The organism is Halomonas sp. A29 (genome assembly GCF_046723295.1).
Taxonomy (GTDB): domain Bacteria; phylum Pseudomonadota; class Gammaproteobacteria; order Pseudomonadales; family Halomonadaceae; genus Halomonas.
In genome coordinates this window covers 138377-163652 of the sequence record NZ_JAXQPR010000008.1, presented here as the reverse complement: position 1 = coordinate 163652, position 25276 = coordinate 138377, and the positions used below count along the sequence as shown (strand labels likewise).

The window sequence follows — 25276 nt, the reverse complement described above, 5'->3', positions numbered from 1 at the left end:
CGTTTCTTGAACGGAGCCCTGGCCCAGCCAACCCATGCGCCGCCTCTCTCCCGCCCCACCGCCACCCGACGGCAGCCGCCTGAACGCTTTCTTTGGCGTATTCCGCTACAGTCGCCGCGCCCTGGTACTGGTGTGGCAGACTTCCCGTGCACTCACCCTGGGGCTCGCGGTCTGCACCCTGATCGCCGGCATCCTGCCAGCGGTGGCGGCCTGGATCGGTCAGTTGATCGTCGACTCGGTGGTCGAGGCCATGGCCTATCACCGCGAAACCGGTGCTGCGCTGACCTTCGAGAGCGCCTGGCCAGTCATGCGCTACGTGCTGGCGGAAGCCGGCGTGATCGCTGCCATCGCCCTGGCCCAGCGCGGGCTCTCGGCACAGCAGTCGCTATTGAGGGCACTGCTGGGGCAGAAGGTCAACGTCATGATCCTGGAGAAGGCAGGCACCCTTTCGCTCACCCAGTTCGAGGACTCCGAGTTCTACGACAAGCTCACCCGGGCGCGTCGCGAGGCCTCGATTCGTCCGCTGGGACTGGTCAACAAGACCTTCTCGCTGCTGCAGAACGCCATCTCGCTGGTCAGCTTCGGCGTGCTGCTGGTGCAGTTCTCGCCCTGGGCGATCTTGATTCTGGTGGTAGGCGCGCTGCCGGTGTTCGTTTCCGAGGCCAAGTTCTCCGGCGACGCCTTCCGCCTGTTCCGCTGGCGTTCCCCCCAGACCCGCATGCAGATCTATCTGGAAACCGTGCTGGCCCGTGAGGACAGCATCAAGGAGGTCAAGCTGTTCGGGCTCGAGCCGCTGCTGCTCGAGCGCTACCGCAAGATCTTCGACACCCTCTTCGGCGAAGACCGACGCCTGACGATTCGCCGTGAGACCTGGGGCTTCCTGCTCGGCCTGCTGGGCACGCTGGCCTTCTACGGCGCCTATGCCTGGGTGGTGGTGGAAACCATCACGGGCACATTGACCCTGGGCGAGATGACCATGTACCTGATGGTCTTCAAGCAGGGCCAGGCAGCGCTCTCCGCCAGCCTCACCTCGATCAGCGGCATGTACGAGGACAACCTCTACCTGTCGAACCTCTACGAGTACCTGGAGCAGCCGGTAGCCCCCCAAGGCGGTACCCTGACCGAAGGCGCACGCCCCGGCGACGGCATTCGCTTCGAGCGGGTCGGATTCACCTATCCCGGCGCCGAGCAGCCTGCCCTACACGACATTTCCCTGCACGTGTCTCCTGGGCAGAGCCTGGCCCTGGTCGGGGCCAACGGCTCCGGCAAGACCACCCTGATCAAGCTGTTGACCCGCCTCTACGAGCCCAGCGAGGGCCGCATCCTGCTCGACGGCAGCGACCTGCGCGAGTGGGACCTGGCCACTCTGCGCCGGCGCATCGGCGTGATCTTCCAGGACTTCGTACGCTACCAGCTCAAGGTGGGCGAGAACCTCGGCGCCGGCGACGTCGAGGCCTTCGCCGACGAGGCACGCTGGCAACAGGCCGCCGAGCGTGGGCTGGCCGACGAGTTCATCCGCAGCATGCCCGGCGGCTACCACACTCAGCTCGGACGCTGGTTCAAGGGCGGCCAGGAGCTCTCCGGCGGCCAGTGGCAGAAGATCGCCCTCGCCCGGGCCTACATGCGCGAGAGCGCCGATATCCTGGTGCTCGACGAACCCACCGCGGCAATGGACGCCGCCGCTGAAGCGGCGGTCTACGCCGATTTCCGCGAGCATCGTCGGGACAAGATGACCATCCTCATCTCACACCGCTTCTCCACGGTGCGCGCCGCCGATCAGATCCTCGTGATCGACGGCGGCGAAGTCATCGAACGCGGCGACCACGACAGCCTGATGGCCCAGAACGGCCGCTATGCCAGGCTGTTCCGGCTGCAGGCCGAGGGCTATCGCTAGGCGCTACACGAAATATCGCCTCCATCCGTTGACGCTTGTTGAGCGATTGGCTATAACGGAAGAGTCGCATCGTCGATGCGGCACAATCCCAACCAATCCCCTCAATCGAGACGCGTTCCTCATGCGGCTACTTCCAGGCAACAAGGCAAATTGGCAACATCGCGTATTCATTAACGCGATGCGTACCTGTTTGCTGCTGCCGTGGGCCCGCCGTCGAAACGACGACATTTGAAGGACGCTGGCCGCGGCACTTGTCGCGGCCAAGCCTGGATAGCACTTTTCCCACCCGTCGCGCACAAGTTCCCGGCCTCCACTCAAGGAGACCGAGATCATGGCAGCACTACACATTACCCGTCGCCTGCTTCGCGCCGTACGCAGCTTCTACGCCAATCGTCAGCGCGATGCCCTGCTGCGCGACTGCGACCCGCGCATGCTCAAGGACATCGGCCTGCGCTGGGAGCGCGGCAAGCTGGAGTCGATCCATCCGGAGCGCCTGGCGCCTGGCAACAAGGTCGAGGCAAGCGTCATCTCAGGCGACAAGCCAAGCGTGAGCAAAAGCGTGTCTGACGTCTGTCCCCGCTGCGGAGCGCGCCTGGCTTAGCCCAGGCCCCGGTCACAGGACGTGACCGGGGCCTCATCCCCTGCTCGCTGGCTCATAGCGCCAGCGGGCGATCCAGCTCGCGAAGCAGTGCATCGTCGCGCTCGTAGATATCGGGGCGGAACGAGAGTTCTCCATCGTCGCCGGGGTTCACCGTCCAGTAGTGGATGATGACCGGCATGCGATGAGTCAGGCGCACGTTCTGCGTCTCGCCGCTGTCTATCCGTCGCTCCACGTCTTGATCGCTGCGAGTATCGTCGAACAGCAATTGGCCCAGCTCGCGAATGTTCTCTACACGAATGCAGCCGGAGCTGAAGGCACGCTGTTCGCGAGAGAAGAGACTCTGAGACGGGGTGTCGTGGAGATAGACCATATGATCGTTGGGAAAACGAATGACGAGTTGTCCCAAGGCATTCTGCGGCCCAGGAGCCTGGCGCAGCACGATATTGCCGGGGTTGTCCCAGTCGACGTTCCAAGGGTCGAGGGGCTGTCCTGAAGGGCTCAGCACCTGGATCCTCTCGCGCCACAGATAGCCAAGATCCTGCCGCACCCTGGGCAACACATCCTCGCGCCGAATGGTGGGCGGTATCGTCCAGGTGGGGTTCACCGTCATGTGGGTGATTTCCGAACGTAGCGAGGGCGTGCGCCGATAAGGCTGACCCACCACGATGCGCGAACTCCATATCTCACCGTCGGGCCGGAAGTAATTGAGACGGTAACCCGCAATGTCGACCAGCACAAAGGACTCCGGCAGCCCGTGCAACAGCCAGCGAGCACGCTCCATGTTGAGACGGATCTGGTCGATACGGCGCTCCACCGGAACATTGAGTGCAGCCAAGGTCTGACGCCCGATTATCCCATCCGGCTCCAGAAGGTGCCGACGCTGGAAGCGCTTCACTGCGGCTTCGAGGCTTGCATCATAGCGGCGCGGGTTGGGCGCCTCGAACTCCCCTCCGGGGAAGATGTCGTTGTCAGCGGCCATTATTTCGAGTTCGCCGACGACCGCCAAACGCTCCCGCAACAGCGGGACATCTTCGTCGACATCTCCCGGGCGCAGCGGCCCTTCACGCTCCGGCAGGCGCGGCCAGCCTCCCAGCTTCTCGATATTGCGATAGCGCGCCAGCCCCGAGCGCAGCCGCTGGTAGGGGACGAAATCCGGCCGCACCTCGTCGATCAGTGTCTCTAAACTTCGTCCATCAACGGCATCGGACACCGCCTCAAGGGGGTAATCGGGAGGTGCCACAGGCACCTCCCATCCCGTATCGAGCGACTCGGGATCGACCTTGCCGCGCTGCAGATGATCGAGTGCCATCAGCAGCTGTCGCGTGGCAAACAGATCGTACTGCGCTTGCACCTCGGCATCGTCGTCCTCATAGGCGGCTCGATGCCGATTCCTCAACTCATCCGGGCGATAATCCTGGGGGCTGAGCCCATCGCTTTCGAGGGTATGCAGCGCCGAAGTGAACGCAGTCACGGCTTCGGCATCCCGCCATGCCGGACGATAGTCACGCTGGGCATAGAACGCCTGAATTCGCGGCCTTTCCGAAGCAACCTGACGCGCCAGCTCTCCCACCACGCCCGGCTCATCCTCCCACGCTCTTGCTGCCTCGCTTTGTTCGGCCCAGGCCAGTGGCGCGAGGCCAAGCAGCAGCATCAACACACCCATCCTTGCAATAAGCCGCATCTTTGACTCCTGCTCCGTTGATAGACGGTCTGGCCTTCCTGGCCACTCCCTTCATAATAGTGCCTGACATTTAGCTGCAAGCCAGCCAGGTCTTTTCATCCAATTACGATTATCTTTTCATGAGTGGCGCCTGCCGAATGCGGTGTCAACGTCATAGGTACGACGATGCGCTTTCTACCGACCCTGCGACTTCCGCTATCGACCCTGACCGCTTCCTTGCTGGTCGCCCTGCCCACTACCTTTTCCACCACCGTCCACGCCGGCAATTTCCTGGCTCAGGCAGGCCTCTCTTACCCGGCCGCCGCCCCGTTGAGTCAAACCCTGACGCGTCTCGCGCCCGGCGCCAACCCGCTGGTGCTGACGCTTGCCGCCAATGCCCTGGCCTGCGCCGAGCCCGATGCCGAACGGCTGGCGGTCATCGATTTCTCCCGGCCTTCCACCGAGCCACGCCTGTGGGTCTTCGACCTGGCGCAAGAGCGGCTGATGTTCGAGGAACTGGTCTCCCACGGCCGCGGCTCGGGCGATGCCGAGGCGACAATATTCTCCAACACGCCGGAGAGCTACCAGTCGAGCCTGGGGCTGTTTCGCACCATGTACAGCTATTACGGGCGCAACGGCTACTCGCTGCGCCTGGAAGGGCTGGAAGCGGGCGTCAACGACCTGGCCTACCAGCGCGCCATCGTGATCCATGGTGCCGATTACGTCAGCGAGGCGTTCATTCGCAAGACCGGCCGGCTGGGCCGTAGCCACGGCTGCCCCGCGGTGCGCCAGGAAGTGACCTATCCCCTGATCGACAGCATCAAGGAAGATCACTACCTGTTCGCCTACTACCCCGACCCCGAGTGGCTGGAGAGCTCCGCCTTCCTCAGCTGCGATCGTACTCCCACGCAGCTGGCCATGTACTGAGCCATCGCGCACTTCCTTGCGTACGGCCTAATGCCCCCTGGCAGCACCAGCAGGGGGCATTTTTCTACCGCGCTGCACCATGTTTGCCACGTCAGTGGCCGCACCTGGTGACGCTTTCACTCGCAGTTTTAAGCACAACCCACTGTCTTTAAAGATTAAATAAAAGTATGGCAAACAGGTTGCTTGATATACATCAAATTGCCGGGTAGGCGTGGACCAGGCTTCCAAGGGAAGTACGAGTGCGTCAGACCTGACCTTCAACGGAGAAGGGCGAACTCATGTATCGACAATCCGTACGAGGTCACAGCCCATGGAAATTCTCAACAAGGCGAACCGCATTCGCCTCCTGAGCCTGCGCACACCACAGATGCGCGCCTTTCACTTCTCCTGGTTCGCTTTCCACATCTGCTTCTTCGGCTGGTTCGGCATCGCCCCGCTGATGGCGGTGGTACGCGAAGACCTGTCGCTGACCCAAACCCAGATCGGCAATACCATCATCGCCTCGGTCTTGATCACCGTGATCGTGAGGCTGCTGATCGGCGTGCTGTGCGATCGACTCGGCCCGCGCAAGACCTACACCGGCCTGCTGCTGCTCGGCTCGATCCCGGTGATGAGCATCGGCTTCGCCAACAGCTTCGAGACCTTCCTGCTGGCCCGCCTGGCGATCGGTGCCATCGGCGCCTCCTTCGTCATTACCCAGTACCACACCACCATGATGTTCGCCCCCAACGTGGTGGGCACGGCCAACGCCACCAGCGCCGGCTGGGGCAACCTGGGCGGCGGCACGACCCAGATCGTGATGCCGCTCATTTTCTCCGGCCTGCTGATGCTCGGCGTCAGTGAAACCCTGGGCTGGCGGCTGGCCATGGTGGTGCCGGGCGTGGTGATGTTCATCACCGGCATCGGCTACTGGCTGTTCACCCAGGATGCGCCGAACGGCAACTTCAGTGAGCTGCGCGCACGCGGCGAACTGCCGGAAGCCACCGGCGAGAACAGTGCCGGCAAGAGCTTCCTTGCCGCAGCCAAGGACATCCGCGTCTGGGCTCTGTTCGTGGTCTATGCCATCTGCTTCGGCGTCGAGCTGACCATCAACAACATCGCCGCCATCTACTTCTTCGACAAGTTCGACCTGACGCTGGCCACCGCCGGTATGATCGCCGGCCTGTTCGGGCTGATGAACGTCTTCGCCCGCACCCTGGGTGGCGTCTTCTCCGATCTGTTCGCGCGTAACGGTGGCCTCAAGGGACGCGTTCGCTGGCTGTTCATCGCGCTGATCTGCGAAGGCATCGCCCTGGTGGCCTTCTCGCAGATGCACGTGCTGTCGTACGCCATCGGCATCATGCTGGTGTTCAGCCTGTTCGTGCAGATGGCCGAAGGCGCTACCTATGGTGTGGTGCCGTTCATCAACAAGAAGGCCCTAGGCGCAGTGGCCGGCATCGTCGGTGCCGGCGGCAATGTCGGCGCCGTAGCCGCCGCCTTCCTGTTCCGCAGCGAAGCCATCACCTATCAACAAGGGCTGTTCTATCTCGGCCTGGTCGTGCTGGTACTGGCTTCCTGCGCGCTGCTGGTGCGCTTCTCCGACGAAGTGGAAACCGCGGAAGCCAAGGCCTATCGAGATGCCGTGGGAGAGGATACCGGGGCAGGCGCGCTGTCGCTGCGCTGATTCCCTGTTGCCCGGCAGCCTGATTGCCGGGCTTCGCCCGCTACCCGGCCGCCGCCCCCACAGGGCGGCGGCCCTCGTGTGAGCAAGAGGTGAACCATGACGCCTGCCGAACGCCTGCTACTGACAGCCAAGCGCTGTGAAATAGACGACCTCGAACACCTCACCGCGGCCTGCGATATCGTCGGCGACGTCAGCCGCTTCGTTCATGCCCTGCAGAAGGAGCGCGGCGCTTCGAACGTCTACCTGGCATCACAGGGTCAGCGCTTCGCCGAGCGGCGTCACGAGCGCATCGACGAGTGCATGGCGACCGAGCAGGCCTTGCGCGTGCGCCTCGACGCCCTGGGAGATACCGCCGGGCGCCCCGCCACCACTGCCCGCCTACTCAGGCGCATCGCCTACGTCTGGCACGCCCTCGACGGCCTGGAAGCACTGCGCAGCGACATCGAGGCACTCCAGACCAGTCCCGACGACGCCACCCAGGCCTTCAACCAGCTGGTGAGCGCTCTGCTTTCGGTGGTGTTCGAAGTCGCCGATACGGCCGGTGACCCCGAAGTCACCCTGGCCCTGGTGGCGATATTCCATCTGATGCAGGGCAAGGAGCTGGCCGGACAAGAGCGTGCCTGCGGCGCCTACGGCTTTACTTCCGGCGGCTTCGACGACGCTCATTGCCAATTGCTGCTCCACCTGATCGACGCCCAGCAGCGCTGCTTCGATACCTGTCTCGAATTCACCACCGAGGAGGGGCGACAACACTGGCAGCGCGAGATGCCCAGCCGCACCCTGGCCGGCATCCAGCAGCTGCGCGAAATGGCCTGTGGCATCACGGCGCTGCCCAAGAGCGCCAGTCCCCTGGGCGAAACCTGGTACGAATTGACGACCCTGCGCATCGACGCCATTCAGCGGGTGGAAGCCTTCCTGATCGGCGAGCTGTCGAACCTGTGCCTGGCCAAGACCCTCGACGCGCGCCGCAGCCTGACGCATCACGACGACCTGCGCCGTGAGCTGAGTGACGCTTCACCGGCGGTTTGTCAGCAGCTCGTGGAACTGTTCGATGGCAGCGCCACCCATGAGCTGGGCGAAGTCACCGCCAGGGTCGTCGGTTCGTCGCTGAACCGCTCGCTGGTGGAACTGATGCGCGCCCAGGCCGGCCGCCTTGAGGCCCTGAGCGACGAGCTGGAAAACACCCGCCGGGCGCTGCGCGAGCGCAAGCTGATCGAACGCGCCAAGGGACTGATCATGGCCCATCAGCAGATAACGGAGGAGCAGGCCTACGCCTTCCTGCGCAAGATGGCCATGGACCAGAGCAAGAGCATGGCCGAGATCGCTCAAACCGTATTGGGGCTCGCCGATATCCTGCAACCGCTCCCAGGAGAAAAAAAGCGGGACCATGCTACCGGCTAGCGAGAGCGGCAATGGTGCAATGCACAATTGCCACGCACCTTTGTGACGCTTTGTGTCAAATCAGTGTTATTGACAAATATCATTTACTGATTCACAAGCTATTGATTAATATTTGTAAACTTGAAAACAATGGCTCCATGGCACCCAAGCTGCAAAGCCTAAGCGTCCGCTGAGTCAACGACGGTTCAGCGCTTCCAAGCAGTACTCGGACCAGACAACGGCGTCTGCCCAGGTTCCCGTGACGAAGTCATGCGAATCCGGGCAGGCGCCGTTTTCGTCGCCAGATCCTTCCTACTGGGAGCCATTCCAATGAACAAGAATCGCAAGGGCCATACTCTCGACCGCCGTCGTTTTCTCAAGCAAACAGCCAGCCTCGTCGGCAGCACCGCCCTGCTGAGTAGCCTGCCGGCTGGTTGGGCACTGGCCAGCAGCAAGCCGGAAACCACCTCGGCCAAGCTCGGCTTCATCGCCCTGACCGATGCCGCGCCGCTGTTCGTTGCCGTGGAGAAAGGCTTCTTCGCCGCCCACGGCATGACCGACGTGGAGGTACTCAAGCAATCCTCCTGGGGCACCACTCGCGACAACCTCGTACTCGGCTCGCAGCGCAACGGCATCGATGGCGCCCACATTCTCACGCCCATGCCCTACCTGATCTCCAGCGGCGCAATGACGTCCAACAACGTGCCGGTTCCCATGAGCATCCTGGCACGGCTCAACCTCAACGGTCAGTGCATCTCGGTGGGCCGCGAGCATGCCGACCTCGAAGTGCGCCTCGACACCAGCGAGTTTGCCCAGGCAATCGCTGCCAAGCGCGCCAACGGCGATGCCGTCAACGCCGCCATGACCTTCCCCGGCGGCACCCATGACATGTGGATTCGCTACTGGATGGCCGCGGGTGGCATCGATCCCAACCGGGACATCTCCACCATCGTCGTGCCACCGGCGCAAATGGTGGCCAACATGCGTGTCGGCAGCATGGAAACCTTCTGCGTCTGCGAGCCGTGGAACCACCAGTTGATCAACCAGGGTATCGGCTACACCGCCAACACCACCGGCGAGCTGTGGAACGACCACCCCGAGAAGGCCTTCGCCATGCGCTCCGACTATGTCGAGGCCAATCCCAACGCCACCAAGGCGCTGCTGATGGCGATCATGGAAGCGCAGATGTGGTGCGAGGACCCTGCCAACCGTGAAGAGATGGCCCAGATCTGCTCGCGCCGACGCTGGATCCACGCCCCCTACGCCGATCTGATCGATCGTATCCAGGGCAACTTCGATTACGGCACCGGCCTGGTGATCGAGGACCACCCCCAGATGATGCGCTACTGGCAGCGTCACGCCTCCTACCCGTTCAAGAGCCATGACCTCTGGTTCCTCACCGAGAACAAGCGCTGGGGCTACCTGCCGCAGGACTTCGACAGCCAGGCACTGATCGAACAGGTCAATCGCGAAGATCTGTGGCGCGAGGCAGCTGCTGCCCTGGGCATAGATTCCGCCGACATCCCCGACTCCACCTCACGCGGCGTCGAAACGTTCTTCGACGGCAAGACCTTCGATCCCGAAGATCCCCAGGCCTATCTCGACAGCCACGAGATCAAGCGGCTCGCCTGAGGTGCCGGCGTATCGAACATGCAGGAGACAACGTCATGAACACAGTGCAACGCAGCAACACCCTGACCAAGTCGGCGCCAGCCGGCTGGGTTCCCAGCGTTCAGCAAGTACAGCACCTGGTGGTTAACAAGGTGCTGCCACCGGTGCTGATCATCGCCCTGCTGGGCGCCCTTTGGGAGATTCTCTGCTCGGTTCCAGGGGCTGCACTGCCGGCTCCCTCCCAGGTACTGCGTGACACCTGGGACCTGATCGTCAATCCCTTCTACGACTATGGCGGCAACGACGTGGGCATGGCCTGGCAGATACTCGCCAGCCTGGAACGAGTGGCTTATGGCTACTCCCTGGCAGTCGTCGCGGGCATCGGCCTGGGCGTGCTGGTCGGTCAATCGACCTGGGCCATGCGCGGCCTCGACCCGGTGTTCCAGGTACTGCGCACCGTACCGCCGTTGGCCTGGCTGCCGATCTCCCTGGCCGGGTTCCAGGACAGCAACCCGTCGGCCATCTTCGTGATCTTCATCACCGCGATCTGGCCGATCATCATCAACACCTCAGTGGGAATACGTAACATCCCCGAGGACTACCGCAACGTGGCCCGGGTGCTGCGCCTCAACGGCATGGAGTACTTCACCCGTATCATGCTGCCCGCCGCCGCACCCTATATCTTCTCGGGCCTGCGCATTGGGGTGGGCCTGTCGTGGCTGGCCATCGTCGCCGCCGAGATGCTGATCGGCGGCGTGGGTATAGGCTTCTTCATCTGGGACGCCTGGAACGCCTCGATGATCAGCGACATCGTGCTGGCGCTGATCTACGTCGGCATCGTCGGCTTCGCCCTCGACCGCCTGGTTGCCTTCATCGGCAATCGCGTGACCCGCGGCACCGCCCAAGGCTGAGGAGAAAGAACATGACCAATCGCTATCTGAGCATCGAGAACGTCGACATGAGCTTTCACGGCAAAGGCGTGGAAAGCCAGGTTCTCAAGGGCATCGACCTCGCCGTGGAGCGCGGCGAGTACATCTCCATCATCGGCCACTCCGGCTGCGGCAAGTCCACGCTGCTCAACATCGTCGCCGGTCTCATCGAGTCCACTTCCGGCGCGGTGATCCTCGACGGCAAGGAGGTCAACTCGCCGGGGCCCGACCGCAGCGTGGTGTTCCAGAACCACTCGCTGCTGCCCTGGCTCACCGTCTACGAGAACGTGGCCCTGGCGGTGAACAAGACCTGCGCCCGCACCAAGAACAAGGCCGAGCGCCACGAGTGGATCGTCAAGAACCTGGAAATGGTGGGCATGGGCCATGCGCTGGCCAAGCGCCCTGCGGAGATCTCCGGCGGCATGAAACAGCGCGTGGGTATCGCCCGCGCACTCGCCATGGAGCCCAAGGTGCTGCTGCTCGACGAACCCTTCGGTGCGCTCGATGCCCTCACCCGCGCTCACCTGCAGGAGGAGGTGATGCGTATCCAGGACGAACTGGGCAACACCATGATCATGATCACCCACGACGTGGACGAAGCGGTGCTGCTCTCGGATCGCATCGTGATGATGACCAACGGCCCCTCGGCGCGCATCGGCGAGATCCTCGATATCGACCTGCCGCGCCCCCGCGACCGCATCGCCCTGGCCGACGACCCGCGCTACAACCACTACCGCCAGGAGGTACTGCGCTTTCTCTACGAGAAGCAGCGCAAGGTGGAGAGCCTGGCCCAGCGGCGCGACAAGCCCGCCATCGCCGCCGCTGCCAGGGCTCAAGCCTGACCCTCGCTTGCTGCAAGCAACCTTCGACCTACCGCCACCCGTATGTGGCGGTAGGTCGTTTGGCAGCATCAAACTCTCTACATCTCCTGGTGGTTAAGCCTTCAAATACACCACATGGCTATGGGTGTACTCGTAGAGCCCATGCTTGCCATCGGCACCGCCGATGCCCGACTTCCGCACCCCGGCATGGAACCCCTGCATCGCTTCGAAGTTCTCGCGATTGATATAGGTCTCGCCGAAGTCGAGTTCGCGACAGGCTTGCATGGCGCTCCTGAGGCTGCGGGTATAAATTGAGGACGTGAGACCGTACTCGCAGTCGTTTGCCAGCACGATGCCTTCCTCCAGATCGTCGATGATCTGAATCGGCAGTACCGGTCCGAAGATCTCCTGCTGCATGATCTCCATTGTCTGGCGACAGCCGGCAAGCACGGTAGGCTGGTAGTGATAGCCGGTACCCAGGTCGGCAATTTCGCCACCAGTAATCAGCTCTGCGCCCTCCCCCCGAGCGGTCTTGACCATACGTGCCACCTTGTCGAGGCCGGCACGGTTGATCAGCGGGCCCATCTCGACCTCGGCATCAGCCAGCGGGTCGCCAAAACACGTGGCGCTCATCGCCTTCGCCATGCGCGCGATGAACTCATCGGCCACGCCGCGCTGGACATAGACCCGCTCGGCGCAGTTACAAACCTGGCCGGTGTTGATGATGCGCGAGCCGCGGATGGCGTTGACTGCCAGATCGAGGTCGGCGTCATCCAGCACAATGGCCGGCGCCTTGCCCCCCAGCTCCAGGTTGAGCTTGGTGATGTTGTCAGCGGCACTGGCCATGATTCGCGAACCGGTATGGACACTGCCGGTGAAACTGATCATGTCTACTTCAGGGCTCGACGTCAGAGCACTGCCAGCCGCTGCACCGGTGCCGCTAACCACGTTGAAAACGCCCTTCGGCAAGCCTAAGCTGTCCAGCAGCCGAGCAAACTCGAAGCAGTTGTTGGGGGTCTCCTCGCTGGGCTTGATAACGATGGTATTGCCGGTCACCAGCGCTGGCGCCATCTTGCGGGCGATGAGGAAGAACGGGAAATTCCACGGCAGGATGCCGGCCACTACACCTAGGGGCTTGCGAAACAGGAAGATGTTTTCCCCGGCGCGATCGCTCTCGATGATCTCGCCTTCGATCCGGCGGCCCCATTCGGCCATATAGTCCAGATAATCGGCAGTGAAGTTGACCTCCACCTCGGCCAGACTGCTGATCTTGCCCTGCTCCTGGGTAATGATCCTGGCCAGTAGCGCCACGTTGTCACGCAGGGTGTCGGCCAGCCGGTGCAGGAAAACCGCCCGCTCTACGGCGGGGGTCGCCGCCCAGCCCTTCTGGGCGCGGCGTGCCGCCGCCAAGGCGCGCTCGACCTCCTCGCCTCCTGAGGCGGGCACTCGGGATAGCAGCGCCTGGGTGGCAGGGTTGAACACCTCGAGGTGGTCGCGGGTAGACTCGAACGCACCGTCGATGTAGTTCTGATAAGTAGTGGGCTGGCTCATGCTCTGTCTCCCTTGTCGCTATGCAGTGAAGGATGTCAGTAGGTGGTCGAGGGCGACGCGCCGGATGACCCGCCCTTGTAGCGGGCGATGGTCTCCAGCGCCCCCTGGCGTAGCAGGCTGATATCGATGCCCACGGCGATAAACTGGCAGCCTAGGGCCTGGTAGCGGCGTGCATCGGCTTCCCGCGGAGCGAGGATGCCCACCGGCTTGCCGGCGGCCTGAATCGCCGCGATGGCATGCTCGATGGCAGCCTGAACCTCGGGTTGCCCCGGGTTACCGGGATGCCCCATGCCCATCGAGAGATCCGCGGGCCCAATGAAGACCGCATCGACGCCTGCGGTGGCAGCGATCGCCTCGACATTGTCGATCCCCTTGGGCGACTCAACCTGAACGACCAGGCAAAGCTCCTCATGAGCGCGGGTTAGGTAGTCGTCCACTCCGTCCCAGCGAGTGGCACGCACTAAGCCCCCCCCAACCCCGCGGATGCCGTGCGGCGGATAGCGCATCGCACGCACCAGGGCCGCAGCCTGCTCGGCACTCTCGACCATCGGCACCATCAAGGTCTGGGCACCGATATCGAGTAGTTGTTTGATCAATGCCGGATCCTGGTTGACGCTACGCACCACCGGAGCAGTGGCATAGGGCGCCACTGCCTGGAGCTGGGCGAGAATGGTCGGTAGCGTGTTGGGAGCGTGCTCGCCATCGATCAGCATCCAGTCGAAGCCGGTGGTAGCGGCAATCTCGGCCGCATAGCCGGTTCCGAAACCGGCCCACAGGCCGTACTGGGTGTCATCTTCATGAAGTGCTGCCTTGAATGCGTTCTTAGGCATTGTCATAACCGAGTCCTGTCAGATAAGTGTTAGTCAAAAGCCCCCAACAGCTCAGGCAATCCAAGCGTAATCAGTGGCACATACATGATGCACAGCAAGCCGATTATCAGAACCATGAAAAATGGAACAAGCGGGCGCATGGTTTTCATATAATCAACCTCGGCTATCTTGCATCCCAGCAAGATTATCAAGGCAACGGGAGGTGTCAGCGAACCTAGCAATAACGCGATGATCACTACGACCGAGAAATGAATCATGTCGAAGCCGAACATTTGCGCAATGGGAGTCAAGATCGGCACCATCAGGATAAGTGCCGAGATCGTTTCGACGAACATTCCAACCAGGATGAGTGCCAGCACGATCAGAAGTAGAATGATAGCCGGCTCGCTGGTCACACTGGCCAGCCAGGCGGCCAGCGCCGCGGGCACTCCCTGACGCGCGATAATCCAGCTAAATAAAGCCGCACTACCAAGAATAATCAGGATGCTTGCAGAGGTCACCGCAGACTGCAAGGCAAAACGATAGGTCTTCCTGATATTCAGACGGTGAGAAAGCAAGCCGAAACCAAGACCATAGGCGACAGCCACGATTCCGGCTTCCGTGGGAGTGAACAACCCGCTCTGTATACCGCCAACGATTATCACAGGCATAACCAAAGCTGGCGCTGCCTTCAAGAACACTTTTCCGGTTTCTGATAGGCTAGCACGTGAATGACGAGGAGCCCCTATTTCATCGGCTTTCCAATATACCAAAACCATCATAATGACAGCCAAGAAAAGTCCGGGTACGATGCCAGCCAGAAAAAGTGTGCCAATCGACAGTCCCGTCATGGCACCATAGATTACCATCAGCAAACTCGGCGGAATTATTGGTCCCAATATTGCCGATGCCGCGGTGATGACTACTGACCACTCCGGCTTGTATCCTTCCTTCTTCATGGCTGGAAGCATCATTCCACCCACAGCAGCAACGTCTGCCGATGCCGAGCCGGATATACCCGAGAACAGCACACTAGTCATGATATTGACCTGGCCGAGCCCGCCACGGATATGCCCTACCAGAGAGCGGGAAAAGCCGACAATAGCCGAAGTTATACCTCCATAATTCATCAAGTTTCCAGCAAATATATATAATGGTATTGCAAGCAAAGGAAAACTATCCAAGGAGCTAAAGAAGCGCTGGGGAAGCACCAAAAGCGGCACTCCCCCATCAATGATCAAGACGGTGACAGCGCTAAGTCCCATGGCAAAGGCAATAGGTACGCCCAAAGCAAGAAAAGCCGTGAACAACCCAAACATCAAGGCAACGATCATACGACTTCCTCTATGTCCAAAGGCCCCCTTACTTCATCACGACGAACAATGAAGGCAATGATCGTAAGCACACTGCCTAGGGGAATAGGGGCGTACAGCCAAGCTCTTGAAATCCCCAGTGATGGCTGCATAGCTCCCATTGCGCGCTCCATGAACAGGTACCCCCAGTATGCCAAGAAGAGACAGAAGATGATCGACAGAGTCGATACAACTGTACGCCTCACCATCTCGAAGCGCACACGTCTGAACTGAAAAAGTTCAACCTTGATTTCATCGCATTTATAAACCACCACAGGGGTTCCCATCAGCACCAGCCAAACTAGAAGCATCCTGACCACTTCCTCTGTCCAGAAAAGTGGCAGCCCTAGAAAGAACCTGTTTATCACCTGAAGGAAGATCAAAACCATGATCGTCGCAAATATGGCGACGATCATGGCTCCCAAGATGGCAAATGCATGATCTAGATAATGACGCATTTGCACTCTCCTTCTAGAATCATTGTTGGTCAATAGACTCTAGCAGCTCTACAGCACCGATATCGGCCGCAAACTTCTCACGAAAACTTGCCAAAGCATCTTGGAAAGGTTCAGGATCAACTTCAATGATGGCGATGCCTTCTTCGGTCAATTTATCGAGCCATGACTGCTCGCGCTCAGCCCACTCGCCTCGCTGCATTTCAGCTGCTTCCTGAGCTGCACGTGTTACTGCTTCACGATTGCTATCAGAAAGGTTGTTATAGAAATTCTCATTGATGGCAAAGCTACCATCAAATAGAATGTGGCGCGTTTTGGAAAGCGATTCAGCCACCTCATAGATTCGGAAGGTATAGCCAACCTCCGGAGTGCCTTCCATTGCATCAACCAACCCTGTTTGCATAGCCGTATAGACATCAGGCATCGGAACCGGTGTCGGTTGTGCCCCAAGTGCAGAGAATGTGCCGACGAAAACTGGCGACTCTGGAACACGAATCTTCAAGTTCTTGAAGTCGTCCGGGCTCTCTATTGTGTCATTCACCAGATAGGTATCGCGATAGCCTGCCAGGATCCAGTTGAGCGGCCTGACACCTGATGTGTCGACCAGCTGCTCAATCAGCCTATCACCAATCTCACCTGTCACGACTTGTTCCCAATGTTCAGTGTCGCGATAAAGGAAGGGCAACGTCAGCAGCCCGAACCCAGGCACATAGTTGGCATAAAGACCAGACTCTCCATAGCCCATCTCTAATGTGCCGAGCTCTACAGATTCTATGATCTCTCTTTGCCCTCCCATCTGCCCTGAGGGGAGAATTTGCACCTGCACTTCGCCATTACTATATTCGGCCACTAAGTCACGGAACCGCTCGGCAGCCATATGCTGCTCTGATTCCGCAGGGAGGTGATGTGCAAAATTGATTTTAATGACAGCAAAAGCACTGCTGACCGACATCATGGAGACCAGTCCCACGATACCACTAGCAGTTGCCATAAACATTGCTTTGCGTACAACTTTATTTGGTTTCATTATAGTTTCTCTCATTCTTCCAACGTTTGATGCCCCTTCTTACTAAAGAAAGGTCATTGCGTGTCCAGACTAATACTCAATGTTGGTACGGCCTAGAAAGATCACACTCCGGATTCAACCGCACCCCGAAGCCGGGCTTACCCAGCGCGGAGGCTGCCATGCGACCGTTCTTCGGTACCGGCTCATCGAGCAGCAGAGGATTGAACATCGGCACCACCTCATCCGCCTTGGGCGCCATCATCAGGAACTCGGCGAAGGGGCTGTTATGGCGGGTAATCACGAAATGGTAGCTATAGACGGAAGATCCGTGAGGCACCACCAGCTTGTTGTGGGCATCGGCCAAGGCCGAGATCTTGATCAGCTCGGTAATACCACCACACCATCCAACGTCGGGCTGAATCACATCGCAGCACTCCATCTCCATCAGCAGCCGGAACCCCCAGCGGGTGGCTTCGTGCTCGCCGGTATTGACCAACATGCCTTTGGGAACATCGCGCTTGAGCTGGGCATAGCCCCAGTAGTCATCCGGCGGCAGCGCCTCCTCGATCCATTTCAGGCCGAACTCCTGCGCGCCGTGAGCCAGCCGGGTAGCGTAATTGAGGTCGAGGCTCATCCAGCAGTCGTACATCAGCCAGAAGTCATCGCCCACCGCACGGCGCATCTCAGCTAAGTGCGCCAGGTTACGCTCGAGTCCCTCATCGCCCTCGGCCGGGCCATGGGCCAGCGGCATCTTGCCGCCGATAAAGCCCATCTGCTTGGCCAGGTCGGGACGCGCACCGGTGGCGTAGAAGATCAGTTCATCGCGTACCGGGCCACCCAGCAGTTGGTGAACCGGCTCCTCGCGCACCTTCCCCAGCAGATCCCACAACGCCAGATCGACACAGGAGATGGTATTGATCACCACCCCCTTGCGGCCGTAATAGAGGGTGGCATTGAACATCTGATCCCAGATCTTCTCGATCTCGGTGACACACTTACCTTCGATGAAGCGCGCCAGGTGTTTCTCGACGATCCAGGCACCGATCTCGCCACCGGTGGTTACCGCGAAACCCACGGTGCCGTCGCTGGCTTCGACTTCCACCACCAAGGTACCAAGCACATTGAGCCCGAAGCTGCGCCGAGTCATGCGGTACTCAGGGTACTTACTCATCGGCGTGGCAATCTGCGCATCTATCCAGTGCCCCTCGGTTTGATCGTGGTAGTCGGCGCCGCCGCCGCGGACGGTATAGGCGCGCACCTGGGTGATGGTCACTTCGATCATGGCTTCCTCTTGTCGGACAATACGACGTTGATGAGGAAGTTCTACGCAAGGGCGGCGTGAGCGACCAATGAGAATCACGCTGCTCCTGATACCTTTAAGGTATCAAGAAATCAAACCCCGCTTGATACCTGGCATGGAGCAAAGTGCCGGTATCTATGGCGATATGCGAGATTAGACTAATGTCTCACACCTTGATGCCTTGTCGTCTCCATAATGACAAGGTATCGAGATAAGCGGGAGTTGTTGCGATGGATGGCTATTCTGGGCTGATCGGCCGGTTGCGCTATAAACATCTGCTGATGATTTCGACACTAGGCTCGCGTCGAAATCTGCACCAGACCGCTGCGGCCATGCATATGTCGCAGCCGGCAGCGACACGCATGCTCAGCGAGATAGAGAAGGTCTTCGGCTGCCAGCTGTTCGAACGCACCGCCCGCGGCATGCACCCCACCCCACTCGGCGAGATGCTGATCGACTTCGCCGACAATTCCCTGACCCGCCTTGATCGCTGCGCCGAGGAGGTGCATCGCTACCAGCTCGGTGGGCGCGGCCAGTTGACTGTCGGCGCCATCATGGGGGCGGCACCAGACCTGGTCGCCCAATCGATCATCGAGTTGAAGCGCCAGCGTCCGCTGCTGCAGATCCGGCTGATGGGCGAGACCAGCGATCAACTGGTGGAATTGCTCGAGCAGGACAAGGTGGACATCGCCATCGCCCGTTATGCCACCTCGGTGCAACACAACCAGTTCGACTTCGAGCCGCTGGGCAACGAGACCATGGTCACCGTGGTGCGCCGCGGCCACCCGCTCTGCACCACCGGGCTGCCGCCGCTGGAGCAGCTGCTGGAGGCCTGGCCATGGATCCTCCAGCCCATGGCGACGCCAGCCCGACAGGCGCTGGAGAAGGAGTTCGAGATGGAGGGGCTGGTCTCGCCCCGCGATATCATCGAGTGCGGCTCGATCTTCGCCGCATTGCAGTTGGTGCAGCAGAGCGACGCTTTACTGGTCATGGCCGAGACTGTGCTGCGCGACCATCTGCAAACCGGCCTGATCGAAAGGCTACCGCTACTGCTCGGGCGCACGCTGTCACCCTTTGGGCTGCTGACGCGAAAGGACACCCTCTACGGTGAACCGGTGACTGGCTTCTGTGACATCCTCAGACGCAATGCCGCCGAATGGCGCTGATGCACATATCGTTAGCCATTTATTAATTAGCCGAGTGAATATCCCTTTAGGAATCACTAGAATCGAGGCTTCGATTCGCTGCCGGACACGCCATGAGCTCTGCCCACGCCGCTGATTCCCCAGCCGACGATCTGGTCGCCCTGCATCGTCAACACGGCTTTGTGAGTTTCCTGCTATCTCGCCTGGCTGCGGTGTTTGCCATGCAGATTCAAGCGGTGGTCGTGGCCTGGCAGGTTTATGCCATGACCCGCGATCCGATGTCGCTGGCCTATGTTGGCCTGGCGCAGTTCCTGCCCATGGTGCTGTTGTTGCTGCCCGCCGGCGACCTGGTCGACCGCTTTCCGCGCAAGCGCATCCTGCAGCTGAGCTGGACGGTACAGGCGCTGTGCAGTGCCCTGTTGCTCGGCCTGGCGCTGACCGCCAGCGAGCGGGTCGGCGCCTACTACACCGTGCTCGCGCTATTTGGCTGCGCCCGCGCCTTCACCGGCCCGGCGCTGCAGAGCCTGCTGCCCAATATCGTGCCACGCGCCCAGCTCGCTCCGGCCATCGCCCTGAACAGCGCGATCATGAAGGTCGCCGTGATAGGTGGCCCGCTGCTAGGCGGGATCCTCTATGCAGTGGGCGGCGGCAGCCTCGCTTACGCCACCTGCCTTGGTTGCTTCGCGATTGCCCTGATCTCGCTGCTGCCAGTGCCGATTCGCTTCAGCGAGGCTGCCACCTCCCTGGAGGCCACCGCCTGGCGGCGCTTTACCGCCGGCATCGGCTATATCCGCCGCCAGCCGATCATCCTCGGCGCCATCTCGCTGGACCTGTTTGCGGTGCTGCTGGGCGGGGTGGTTGCACTGCTGCCCATCTACGCCCAGGAGGTACTCCACGTCGGCCCCGAGGGGCTCGGTGCGCTACGCAGTGCCATCGCCGTGGGCGCGCTGCTGATGGGGATATATCTCGGCGTGCGCGGTATCAAGCGTCATGCCGGGCTGGTGATGTTCATCGCAGTGGCGATATTCGGCGTTGCCAACTTGGTGTTCGCCTTCTCGACGCTGTTCTGGGTGTCGCTGGTCGCCATGCTGGTCGCTGGCGCAGCCGACATGATCAGCGTCTATGTGCGCATGACGGTGATCCAACTGGCCACCCCGGACGAGATGCGCGGCCGGATCAACGCCGTCAATATGCTGTTTATCGGCTCATCCAACGAACTCGGTGAGTTCCGTGCCGGGAGCATGGCAGCCTGGCTAGGCGTGGTGCCAGCGGCGGTAATCGGTGGCCTCGGAACCCTCGCGGTGGTCGGCGCCTGGATGCGTCTGTTCCCTAGCCTGCGCCAAGTCGACCGCTTCGATGACGCCTCGCGCTGATCGCCAACGACGCGTGGTGGAGTATATGGAATCAATAGACAAGGAGGCGTCACCCAGGATGGCGGCGCCTCACTGCTCCCACGCCTACTTTACCTCGATGCCCATGCCCAGCAGCAGGAAGGAGAGCGTCTTGCCGTGGCCGTCCAGGTTCAGCGCGCCGTTGACCCCGCCCTCCAGCACGTCGTCAATCACCAGGTTCATGCCGGCAAGGCCAGGCATCAGGTAGCGGCGCACGCGGCTCGCCCCGCGATGGGAAAACAGCGCCAGCACTCGCGCCTCGGTGACCTGTTCCACCAGCGTCTCGTAGTGGCGTGGGTCGTAGGCAAACAGCGCCAGGTTGAGCCGATCGCCCTTGTCACCGGCACGAGCATGGGCCAAGCGATGCAACGGCACCTCGCGCCCATCGATCGGGCCTGCAGCTACGCTAGTTTCAGCGAGTGACATCGGCCACCCTCCTCTCGTTAGCCGGATTCGTATCGAACAGCGTGGCGCAGCTTTTCACGTCGCTGCGTTTGACCAGATAGGAAGCCGTGCATACCCGCCGCTGAAACTGGCGACGTACGCCGCCACCGCCAGCCGGGCCGGCACAGTAGAGTGCCAGCAGCTCCTGGGTGGCGCGCTCCACCCAGCGTCGCTCGGCATGCTCCGCAGCGAGCCGCAGGCGATAGTCGCCGCTGGCACTGGCAGATACCGTACGCTGCAAATCGCCGGCATCACTGTCGAACACGCTGGCGTGACCGACGATATCCAGCCGCGAACGCAGCTCCGGCGGCGCGCGAAAGGTCAGCCGCTCGCGCAACACCTCGGCGGCGAGCCGGGCCCTGGCCAGGGCATTGGGCCCGGCGTAGGAGATCTCCGCCTCGCCCTGCCAGCCGCCCTCGTAGCAGACGGTAGTCTTGAGCCGCTGCGGGGCGGGCTTGCCACGGATACCGGTCACCGCCACGCGATCGTGGCCGAGCTCCTCCACCCGCACGGAGGAAAGATCCACCACCACGTCGGGCGTCAGGTAGTTGGCCGGATCGTGCACCTCGTAGAGCAGCTGCTCCTTGACCGTGCGCTCGGTGACCATGCCGCCGGTGCCAGCGGGCTTGGTCACCACCAGGCTGCCGTTCTCCTCCACCTCGATGATCGGATAGCCGATCCGCGCCAGGCCCGGCACCTCCTTGCAGCCGGGGTCGGCGAAGTAGCCGCCCGTGACCTGGGCACCGCATTCCCCCAGATGGCCGGCCATCATGCCCGCGGCCAGGCGGTCCCAGTCGTCCCAGGCCCAGCCGAAATGGTGCACCAGCGGGGCCAGGAACAGCGCAGGATCGGCAACACGGCCCGTGACCACCACCTCGGCGCCGAGCTCGAGCGCCTCGACCAGGGGCGCTGCGCCGAGGTAGACGTTGGCCGAGATCAGAGCCTCTTCGCCGGGCAGCTCGCGGCTCTCCGCCTCCCAGCGCTCGAGGTCAATCTCGCCCAGGCGCGCACGGATGTCATCGCCGTGTATCCGGCCGATTCTCGCCCCACCCCGCTCGCTGCGGGCGGCCAGCTCGGCCACCACGCCACAGGCGCCATCAGGGTTGGCCGCACCGAAATTACCCAGAATGGTAATCCCGTGGCGCAGGCAGTCGTCGAGTATCGGCGTGAGCATTTCTTCCAGCAACGGCTCGTAGCCCGCCGCAGGGTCGTCGCGCATGGCGCGATGGGCCGCCGCCAGGGTGCGCTCGCCCAGGGTCTCGAAGAGCAAGGCTGCGGGCTGGCCGCGACGGATCAGCTCTGCCACTACCGAAATGGCCGCATCGGTGCGATCGCCGGAGAAGCCGGCCCCGCTGCCCAACAGGAAGGTCATGAGTGGGTCTCCTTGGCCGGTATGCCTCGGGCGCTCGGCGTCTTTTCGCGGGATGACTCCGCGGCCAGGCACTGGCGGCGGCGGGCGTAAAGTGCCACCAGCACCAGCAGCGCGCCTGCCGTCGTCAGCCAGCCGGGGATGAGCGCCAGGCCCACCACCAGCACGAGCCCGGCCACGTCCAGCAACCGGTTGCCGGTGATCGCCACCCGCGACATCAGCGAGGCGAAGGCGAGCACGAATACCACGCCCTGGGAGCTGGCCAGAAGGATGTCCAGGGCACTGCCGAAGCCGGCCAGGGCCGGATAGATCAGCAACAGGAAGGGAATCACGTAGATCGCCGCGGCCAGGCGCACGGCCTCGCCGGCCGCCGGCAGCCAGTTGGTGCCGGCGATACCCGCCGCAACGAATACCGCCACGCACACCGGCGGCGTGATGACGGAGAGCGTGGCGAAGTAGAACACGAACAGGTGAGCGATCAGCGGTTCGACGCCGATGGTGGTGAGTGCCGGTGCCAGCACCGAGGCCACCAGCACGTAGGCCGCCGTGGTGGGAATGCCCATGCCCAGGATCAGGCACACGCCACCGACGATGAAGGCCACCAGGAACAGCGACTGGCCCCCCACGTTGACGATCAGGCTGGCCAGGGTCACACCGATGCCGGTCATGCCGATCATCGCCACCAGCATCTGCGCCCCGGCCAGCAGCACGCCGATGATCACCATGCCCTTGCCGGCATCGATCAGCCCCGCGAGCAGCTTGCCGGCGATCTCACGCAGCGGCCGGCGCGCCAGCAGGGCGAAGGGCACGAAGGTAAGCACCGTCATCAGGATGCCGTAGAAGGCCGCCATCTGGATCGAGCGCCCCGACAGCACGCCGTAGAAGAGCCCACCCAGCGCCGCCAGGATCGGAATGATACGCTCCGGGCGCAGCACCTCGGGCCAGCTCGGCAGCTCGTCATCGGGCACCACCTGCAGGTTGCGCCGCCGTGCCACCAGGTGAATGGTCAGGAATACGCCGAGATAGAACAGGATGGCCGGCAACAGCGCGGCGAGCGCGATGCGCAGGTAACTCTCGCCAAGGATCTCAGCCATGATAAAGGCCGCCGCGCCGAGGATCGGCGGGGCGATCTGGCCACCGGTGGAAGCCACCGCCTCCACCCCTGAGGCGAAGGGCGCCGGGTACTTGAGCCGCTTCATCATCGGGATGGTGAAGTTGCCGGTGGTGGCCACGTTGGCCACCGCACTGCCGCTGACCATGCCGAACAGCCCTGAAGCCACGGTGGCCACCTTGGCGGCACCGCCCGGCGAGCGGCCGCTGATGCGCAGCGCCAGGTCCATGAAGGTTTGGCCGCCGCCGGTGTGCAGCAGCAGGCAGCCGAACAGTACGAAGGCGGCGATGGTGGTAGCCGCCACCCCGACCAGCATGCCCCACACACCCAAGTCGCCTAGGTAGAGCGTCTCGGTGATGTAGTAGAGGTCGAAGCCGCGGTGGCCCAGCGGCCCGGGTATCGCTGCCCCTAGCCAGGCATAGGCCAGCCCCGCCAGCACCAATAGCGGGAAGATCACGCCGATGGCGCGCCGCGAAAGCTCCAGCACCGTCACCACCAGCATGCCGGTGAAGAGCATGTCCCGCGGCGTGGCCCAGGGCAGCTCGACGAGAATGCGCTCATGGTTCATCGCCACGTAGCCGCAGGCCAGCAGCGTGCCGACGGCAAGCGCCAGATCGACGCCAAGCCCCAGCGGCCGCCAGCGCTTGTCCGCGCCCAGCGGATAGAGCGCCAGCCCCAGCAGGATCACCAACGCGAGAAAGATGGCCCGCTGGATCAGGCTCTCGAAGGGGCCGGTCGCCGAGGTGTAGAGGATCAGCCCACCCAGTGCGAGGGCCAGCAGCTTGGTCAGGTTCTCGCGCATGACAATCGCCTCCTGGCGTTACTCGACGGGCCGCAGGGCCTCGGGAATCTCCAGCCCCTGCTCCTCGAAGTAACGCGCCGCACCGGCGTGTAGCGGTACAGTGCCGACCTCCAGGGTCATCTGCGCCAGGTCCTCGTCGCGCACCGCCGAGAAGGCGTTGGCCTGTGGCTCAGGGTTTTCCATCACCGCCTTGACGATCTGATAAGCGGTCTCTTCGTCGAGGTCCGGGTGGGCGTGCACGGCAACGCCGAAGGCCCAGGTGGTATAGGCCGGGATACCCTCGCCGGCCCCCTCGGGCACGTCGACGATGGCCACGTCGGGCATTTCCGCACGCAGCGTATCCGCCTGTTCGTCGGTAAGCGAGATCACGCTGATCGGCGTGAAGGTGGCGATATCCATGGTCGAACCGTCGAGCTTGTTGCCAACCCCCGACTTGGCGGAGCCCATCACCCGGCCATCCTTCATGGCATCGACGATATCGGTGGTCGAGCCGCGTACGTAATCGGGCGAGATGCCGAGGGTACGCATGACCGCCTCGGTGGTCTTCTCGGTGGCCGAGCCGGTGATACCGGGATTGAAGCGCACGCCCTCGAGTTCCTCCAGGGTGGAGACACCGGCATCCTGGCGCATCACCACGTTCTGGGGTGCCACGGTATAGACCCACAGCAGGCGGCTGTCGACCGGGCGACCGTCGAAGTCCTCCTGGCCGGCATAGGCGTGGTAGCCGGTGTTGGTGGTGACCAGCCCCATGTCGATCTGGTTGCGACCAAGGCGGCGCAGGTTGTCGACGGTGGCGCCGGTTTCGGCCACCGAGGCGCTCACCCCCTCGACCTGGCTGTTGATGATCTGGTTGACGGCGACGAAGTAGCCGTAGTGGCTCGACGAACTGGAAGTCGAACCGATCAGCAGGCGCTCGTTGGCTTGCGCCATGCCTGCGGTAAGAAAGGTGGCGCCGGCGACGGCCGCCAGCAGGGTCTTCAGCGTTGGCTTCATGAGTGGCTCCTTGGGCCCGGCATGCGGGCTTGTTGTTGTCGTGTTGCACGTGGGTAGCCCCA

21 protein-coding genes are annotated in these 25276 nt (G+C 62.1%); 10 read left to right on the top strand and 11 right to left on the bottom strand.

Going from position 1 to position 25276, the window contains the following annotated elements; all coding sequences use genetic code 11:
- The first annotated feature begins 34 nt into the window (after positions 1-34).
- Positions 35-1894 (top strand): ABC transporter ATP-binding protein, encoded by a 1860-nt coding sequence (locus SPH52_RS16865; RefSeq protein ID WP_411796211.1) that lies wholly within the window; start codon positions 35-37, stop codon positions 1892-1894.
- 331 nt (positions 1895-2225) lie between these two features.
- On the top strand, positions 2226-2495 hold the full coding sequence (locus SPH52_RS16860; protein ID WP_411796210.1) for a hypothetical protein: 270 nt from the start codon (positions 2226-2228) through the stop codon (positions 2493-2495).
- A gap of 52 nt (positions 2496-2547) precedes the next feature.
- On the opposite strand, the gene SPH52_RS16855 is transcribed toward SPH52_RS16860, so the two are convergent.
- Positions 2548-4176, bottom strand: a complete 1629-nt coding sequence (locus SPH52_RS16855; RefSeq protein ID WP_411796209.1) for a L,D-transpeptidase family protein — start codon at positions 4174-4176, stop codon at positions 2548-2550.
- Positions 4177-4341: 165 nt separating this feature from the next.
- On the opposite strand from SPH52_RS16855, the gene SPH52_RS16850 reads away from it, so the two are divergent.
- The 6 genes from SPH52_RS16850 (at position 4342) to SPH52_RS16825 (ending at position 11507) form a co-directional block, all read left to right on the top strand.
- Entirely contained in the window at positions 4342-5082 is a 741-nt protein-coding gene (locus tag SPH52_RS16850; protein ID WP_411796208.1) for a murein L,D-transpeptidase catalytic domain family protein, read from the top strand.
- A 310-nt stretch (positions 5083-5392) separates the two neighbouring features.
- On the top strand, positions 5393-6745 hold the full coding sequence (locus SPH52_RS16845) for a NarK family nitrate/nitrite MFS transporter (RefSeq protein ID WP_411796207.1): 1353 nt from the start codon (positions 5393-5395) through the stop codon (positions 6743-6745).
- 96 nt (positions 6746-6841) lie between these two features.
- Positions 6842-8146 carry a nitrate- and nitrite sensing domain-containing protein gene (locus SPH52_RS16840; protein WP_411796206.1) on the top strand — a complete coding sequence of 435 codons (1305 nt, stop codon included), beginning with the start codon at positions 6842-6844 and terminating at the stop codon, positions 8144-8146.
- 309 nt (positions 8147-8455) lie between these two features.
- Positions 8456-9757 carry a CmpA/NrtA family ABC transporter substrate-binding protein gene (locus tag SPH52_RS16835; protein WP_411796205.1) on the top strand — a complete coding sequence of 434 codons (1302 nt, stop codon included), beginning with the start codon at positions 8456-8458 and terminating at the stop codon, positions 9755-9757.
- Between the two features lie 35 nt (positions 9758-9792).
- A complete protein-coding gene (gene ntrB, locus SPH52_RS16830; protein WP_411796204.1) occupies positions 9793-10647 on the top strand; it encodes a nitrate ABC transporter permease in 855 nt (284 codons plus the stop codon).
- Between the two features lie 11 nt (positions 10648-10658).
- Positions 10659-11507 carry an ABC transporter ATP-binding protein gene (locus tag SPH52_RS16825; protein WP_411796203.1) on the top strand — a complete coding sequence of 283 codons (849 nt, stop codon included), beginning with the start codon at positions 10659-10661 and terminating at the stop codon, positions 11505-11507.
- 93 nt (positions 11508-11600) lie between these two features.
- Here the strand turns inward: SPH52_RS16825 and aldA are convergent, their stop codons facing one another.
- From aldA to rhmD, 6 genes are all read right to left on the bottom strand, one after another.
- Positions 11601-13037, bottom strand: a complete 1437-nt coding sequence (aldA, locus tag SPH52_RS16820) for an aldehyde dehydrogenase (RefSeq protein WP_411796202.1) — start codon at positions 13035-13037, stop codon at positions 11601-11603.
- Positions 13038-13072: 35 nt separating this feature from the next.
- Complete coding sequence (locus SPH52_RS16815) at positions 13073-13873, bottom strand: aldolase/citrate lyase family protein (protein WP_411796201.1); 801 nt, start codon at positions 13871-13873, stop codon at positions 13073-13075.
- A 23-nt stretch (positions 13874-13896) separates the two neighbouring features.
- Positions 13897-15180, bottom strand: coding sequence for a TRAP transporter large permease (locus tag SPH52_RS16810; RefSeq protein WP_411796200.1), 1284 nt, complete (start codon positions 15178-15180; stop codon positions 13897-13899).
- Positions 15177-15656: a TRAP transporter small permease gene (locus SPH52_RS16805; protein ID WP_411796199.1), complete on the bottom strand. Its 480-nt coding sequence runs from the start codon at positions 15654-15656 to the stop codon at positions 15177-15179. Before SPH52_RS16805 ends, SPH52_RS16810 begins: the two co-directional genes overlap by 4 nt.
- A gap of 19 nt (positions 15657-15675) precedes the next feature.
- A complete protein-coding gene (locus tag SPH52_RS16800; RefSeq protein ID WP_411796198.1) occupies positions 15676-16680 on the bottom strand; it encodes a TRAP transporter substrate-binding protein in 1005 nt (334 codons plus the stop codon).
- A 76-nt stretch (positions 16681-16756) separates the two neighbouring features.
- Complete coding sequence (gene rhmD / locus SPH52_RS16795; RefSeq protein WP_411796197.1) at positions 16757-17941, bottom strand: L-rhamnonate dehydratase; 1185 nt, start codon at positions 17939-17941, stop codon at positions 16757-16759.
- 248 nt (positions 17942-18189) lie between these two features.
- Between rhmD and SPH52_RS16790 the strand changes: the two genes are divergently transcribed.
- Together SPH52_RS16790 and SPH52_RS16785 are read left to right on the top strand one after the other, a co-directional pair.
- Complete coding sequence (locus SPH52_RS16790; RefSeq protein ID WP_411796196.1) at positions 18190-19125, top strand: LysR family transcriptional regulator; 936 nt, start codon at positions 18190-18192, stop codon at positions 19123-19125.
- A 92-nt stretch (positions 19126-19217) separates the two neighbouring features.
- Positions 19218-20477 (top strand): MFS transporter, encoded by a 1260-nt coding sequence (locus SPH52_RS16785; protein WP_411796195.1) that lies wholly within the window; start codon positions 19218-19220, stop codon positions 20475-20477.
- An 84-nt stretch (positions 20478-20561) separates the two neighbouring features.
- On the opposite strand, the gene SPH52_RS16780 is transcribed toward SPH52_RS16785, so the two are convergent.
- The 4 genes from SPH52_RS16780 to SPH52_RS16765 are packed head-to-tail and all read right to left on the bottom strand — an operon-like array spanning position 20562 to position 25214.
- Complete coding sequence (locus tag SPH52_RS16780; protein WP_411796194.1) at positions 20562-20921, bottom strand: hypothetical protein; 360 nt, start codon at positions 20919-20921, stop codon at positions 20562-20564.
- Positions 20908-22311: an acyclic terpene utilization AtuA family protein gene (locus tag SPH52_RS16775; protein WP_411796193.1), complete on the bottom strand. Its 1404-nt coding sequence runs from the start codon at positions 22309-22311 to the stop codon at positions 20908-20910. Before SPH52_RS16775 ends, SPH52_RS16780 begins: the two co-directional genes overlap by 14 nt.
- Positions 22308-24221, bottom strand: coding sequence for a TRAP transporter permease (locus SPH52_RS16770; protein WP_411796192.1), 1914 nt, complete (start codon positions 24219-24221; stop codon positions 22308-22310). The genes SPH52_RS16775 and SPH52_RS16770 overlap by 4 nt, the downstream gene beginning before the upstream one ends.
- An 18-nt stretch (positions 24222-24239) precedes the next feature.
- Positions 24240-25214 (bottom strand): TAXI family TRAP transporter solute-binding subunit, encoded by a 975-nt coding sequence (locus SPH52_RS16765; RefSeq protein ID WP_411796191.1) that lies wholly within the window; start codon positions 25212-25214, stop codon positions 24240-24242.
- Positions 25215-25276 lie beyond the last annotated feature (62 nt).

Bases quoted from the DNA above. Each gene is read 5' to 3' on its own strand.
- SPH52_RS16865 (WP_411796211.1), top strand. From the start codon at position 35: ATGCGCCGCCTCTCTCCCGCCCCACCGCCACCCGACGGCAGCCGCCTG.
- SPH52_RS16860 (WP_411796210.1), top strand. From the start codon at position 2,226: ATGGCAGCACTACACATTACCCGTCGCCTGCTTCGCGCCGTACGCAGC.
- SPH52_RS16855 (WP_411796209.1), bottom strand. From the start codon at position 4,176: ATGCGGCTTATTGCAAGGATGGGTGTGTTGATGCTGCTGCTTGGCCTC.
- SPH52_RS16850 (WP_411796208.1), top strand. From the start codon at position 4,342: ATGCGCTTTCTACCGACCCTGCGACTTCCGCTATCGACCCTGACCGCT.
- SPH52_RS16845 (WP_411796207.1), top strand. From the start codon at position 5,393: ATGGAAATTCTCAACAAGGCGAACCGCATTCGCCTCCTGAGCCTGCGC.
- SPH52_RS16840 (WP_411796206.1), top strand. From the start codon at position 6,842: ATGACGCCTGCCGAACGCCTGCTACTGACAGCCAAGCGCTGTGAAATA.
- SPH52_RS16835 (WP_411796205.1), top strand. From the start codon at position 8,456: ATGAACAAGAATCGCAAGGGCCATACTCTCGACCGCCGTCGTTTTCTC.
- ntrB (WP_411796204.1), top strand. From the start codon at position 9,793: ATGAACACAGTGCAACGCAGCAACACCCTGACCAAGTCGGCGCCAGCC.
- SPH52_RS16825 (WP_411796203.1), top strand. From the start codon at position 10,659: ATGACCAATCGCTATCTGAGCATCGAGAACGTCGACATGAGCTTTCAC.
- aldA (WP_411796202.1), bottom strand. From the start codon at position 13,037: ATGAGCCAGCCCACTACTTATCAGAACTACATCGACGGTGCGTTCGAG.
- SPH52_RS16815 (WP_411796201.1), bottom strand. From the start codon at position 13,873: ATGACAATGCCTAAGAACGCATTCAAGGCAGCACTTCATGAAGATGAC.
- SPH52_RS16810 (WP_411796200.1), bottom strand. From the start codon at position 15,180: ATGATCGTTGCCTTGATGTTTGGGTTGTTCACGGCTTTTCTTGCTTTG.
- SPH52_RS16805 (WP_411796199.1), bottom strand. From the start codon at position 15,656: ATGCGTCATTATCTAGATCATGCATTTGCCATCTTGGGAGCCATGATC.
- SPH52_RS16800 (WP_411796198.1), bottom strand. From the start codon at position 16,680: ATGAAACCAAATAAAGTTGTACGCAAAGCAATGTTTATGGCAACTGCT.
- rhmD (WP_411796197.1), bottom strand. From the start codon at position 17,941: ATGATCGAAGTGACCATCACCCAGGTGCGCGCCTATACCGTCCGCGGC.
- SPH52_RS16790 (WP_411796196.1), top strand. From the start codon at position 18,190: ATGGATGGCTATTCTGGGCTGATCGGCCGGTTGCGCTATAAACATCTG.
- SPH52_RS16785 (WP_411796195.1), top strand. From the start codon at position 19,218: ATGAGCTCTGCCCACGCCGCTGATTCCCCAGCCGACGATCTGGTCGCC.
- SPH52_RS16780 (WP_411796194.1), bottom strand. From the start codon at position 20,921: ATGTCACTCGCTGAAACTAGCGTAGCTGCAGGCCCGATCGATGGGCGC.
- SPH52_RS16775 (WP_411796193.1), bottom strand. From the start codon at position 22,311: ATGACCTTCCTGTTGGGCAGCGGGGCCGGCTTCTCCGGCGATCGCACC.
- SPH52_RS16770 (WP_411796192.1), bottom strand. From the start codon at position 24,221: ATGCGCGAGAACCTGACCAAGCTGCTGGCCCTCGCACTGGGTGGGCTG.
- SPH52_RS16765 (WP_411796191.1), bottom strand. From the start codon at position 25,214: ATGAAGCCAACGCTGAAGACCCTGCTGGCGGCCGTCGCCGGCGCCACC.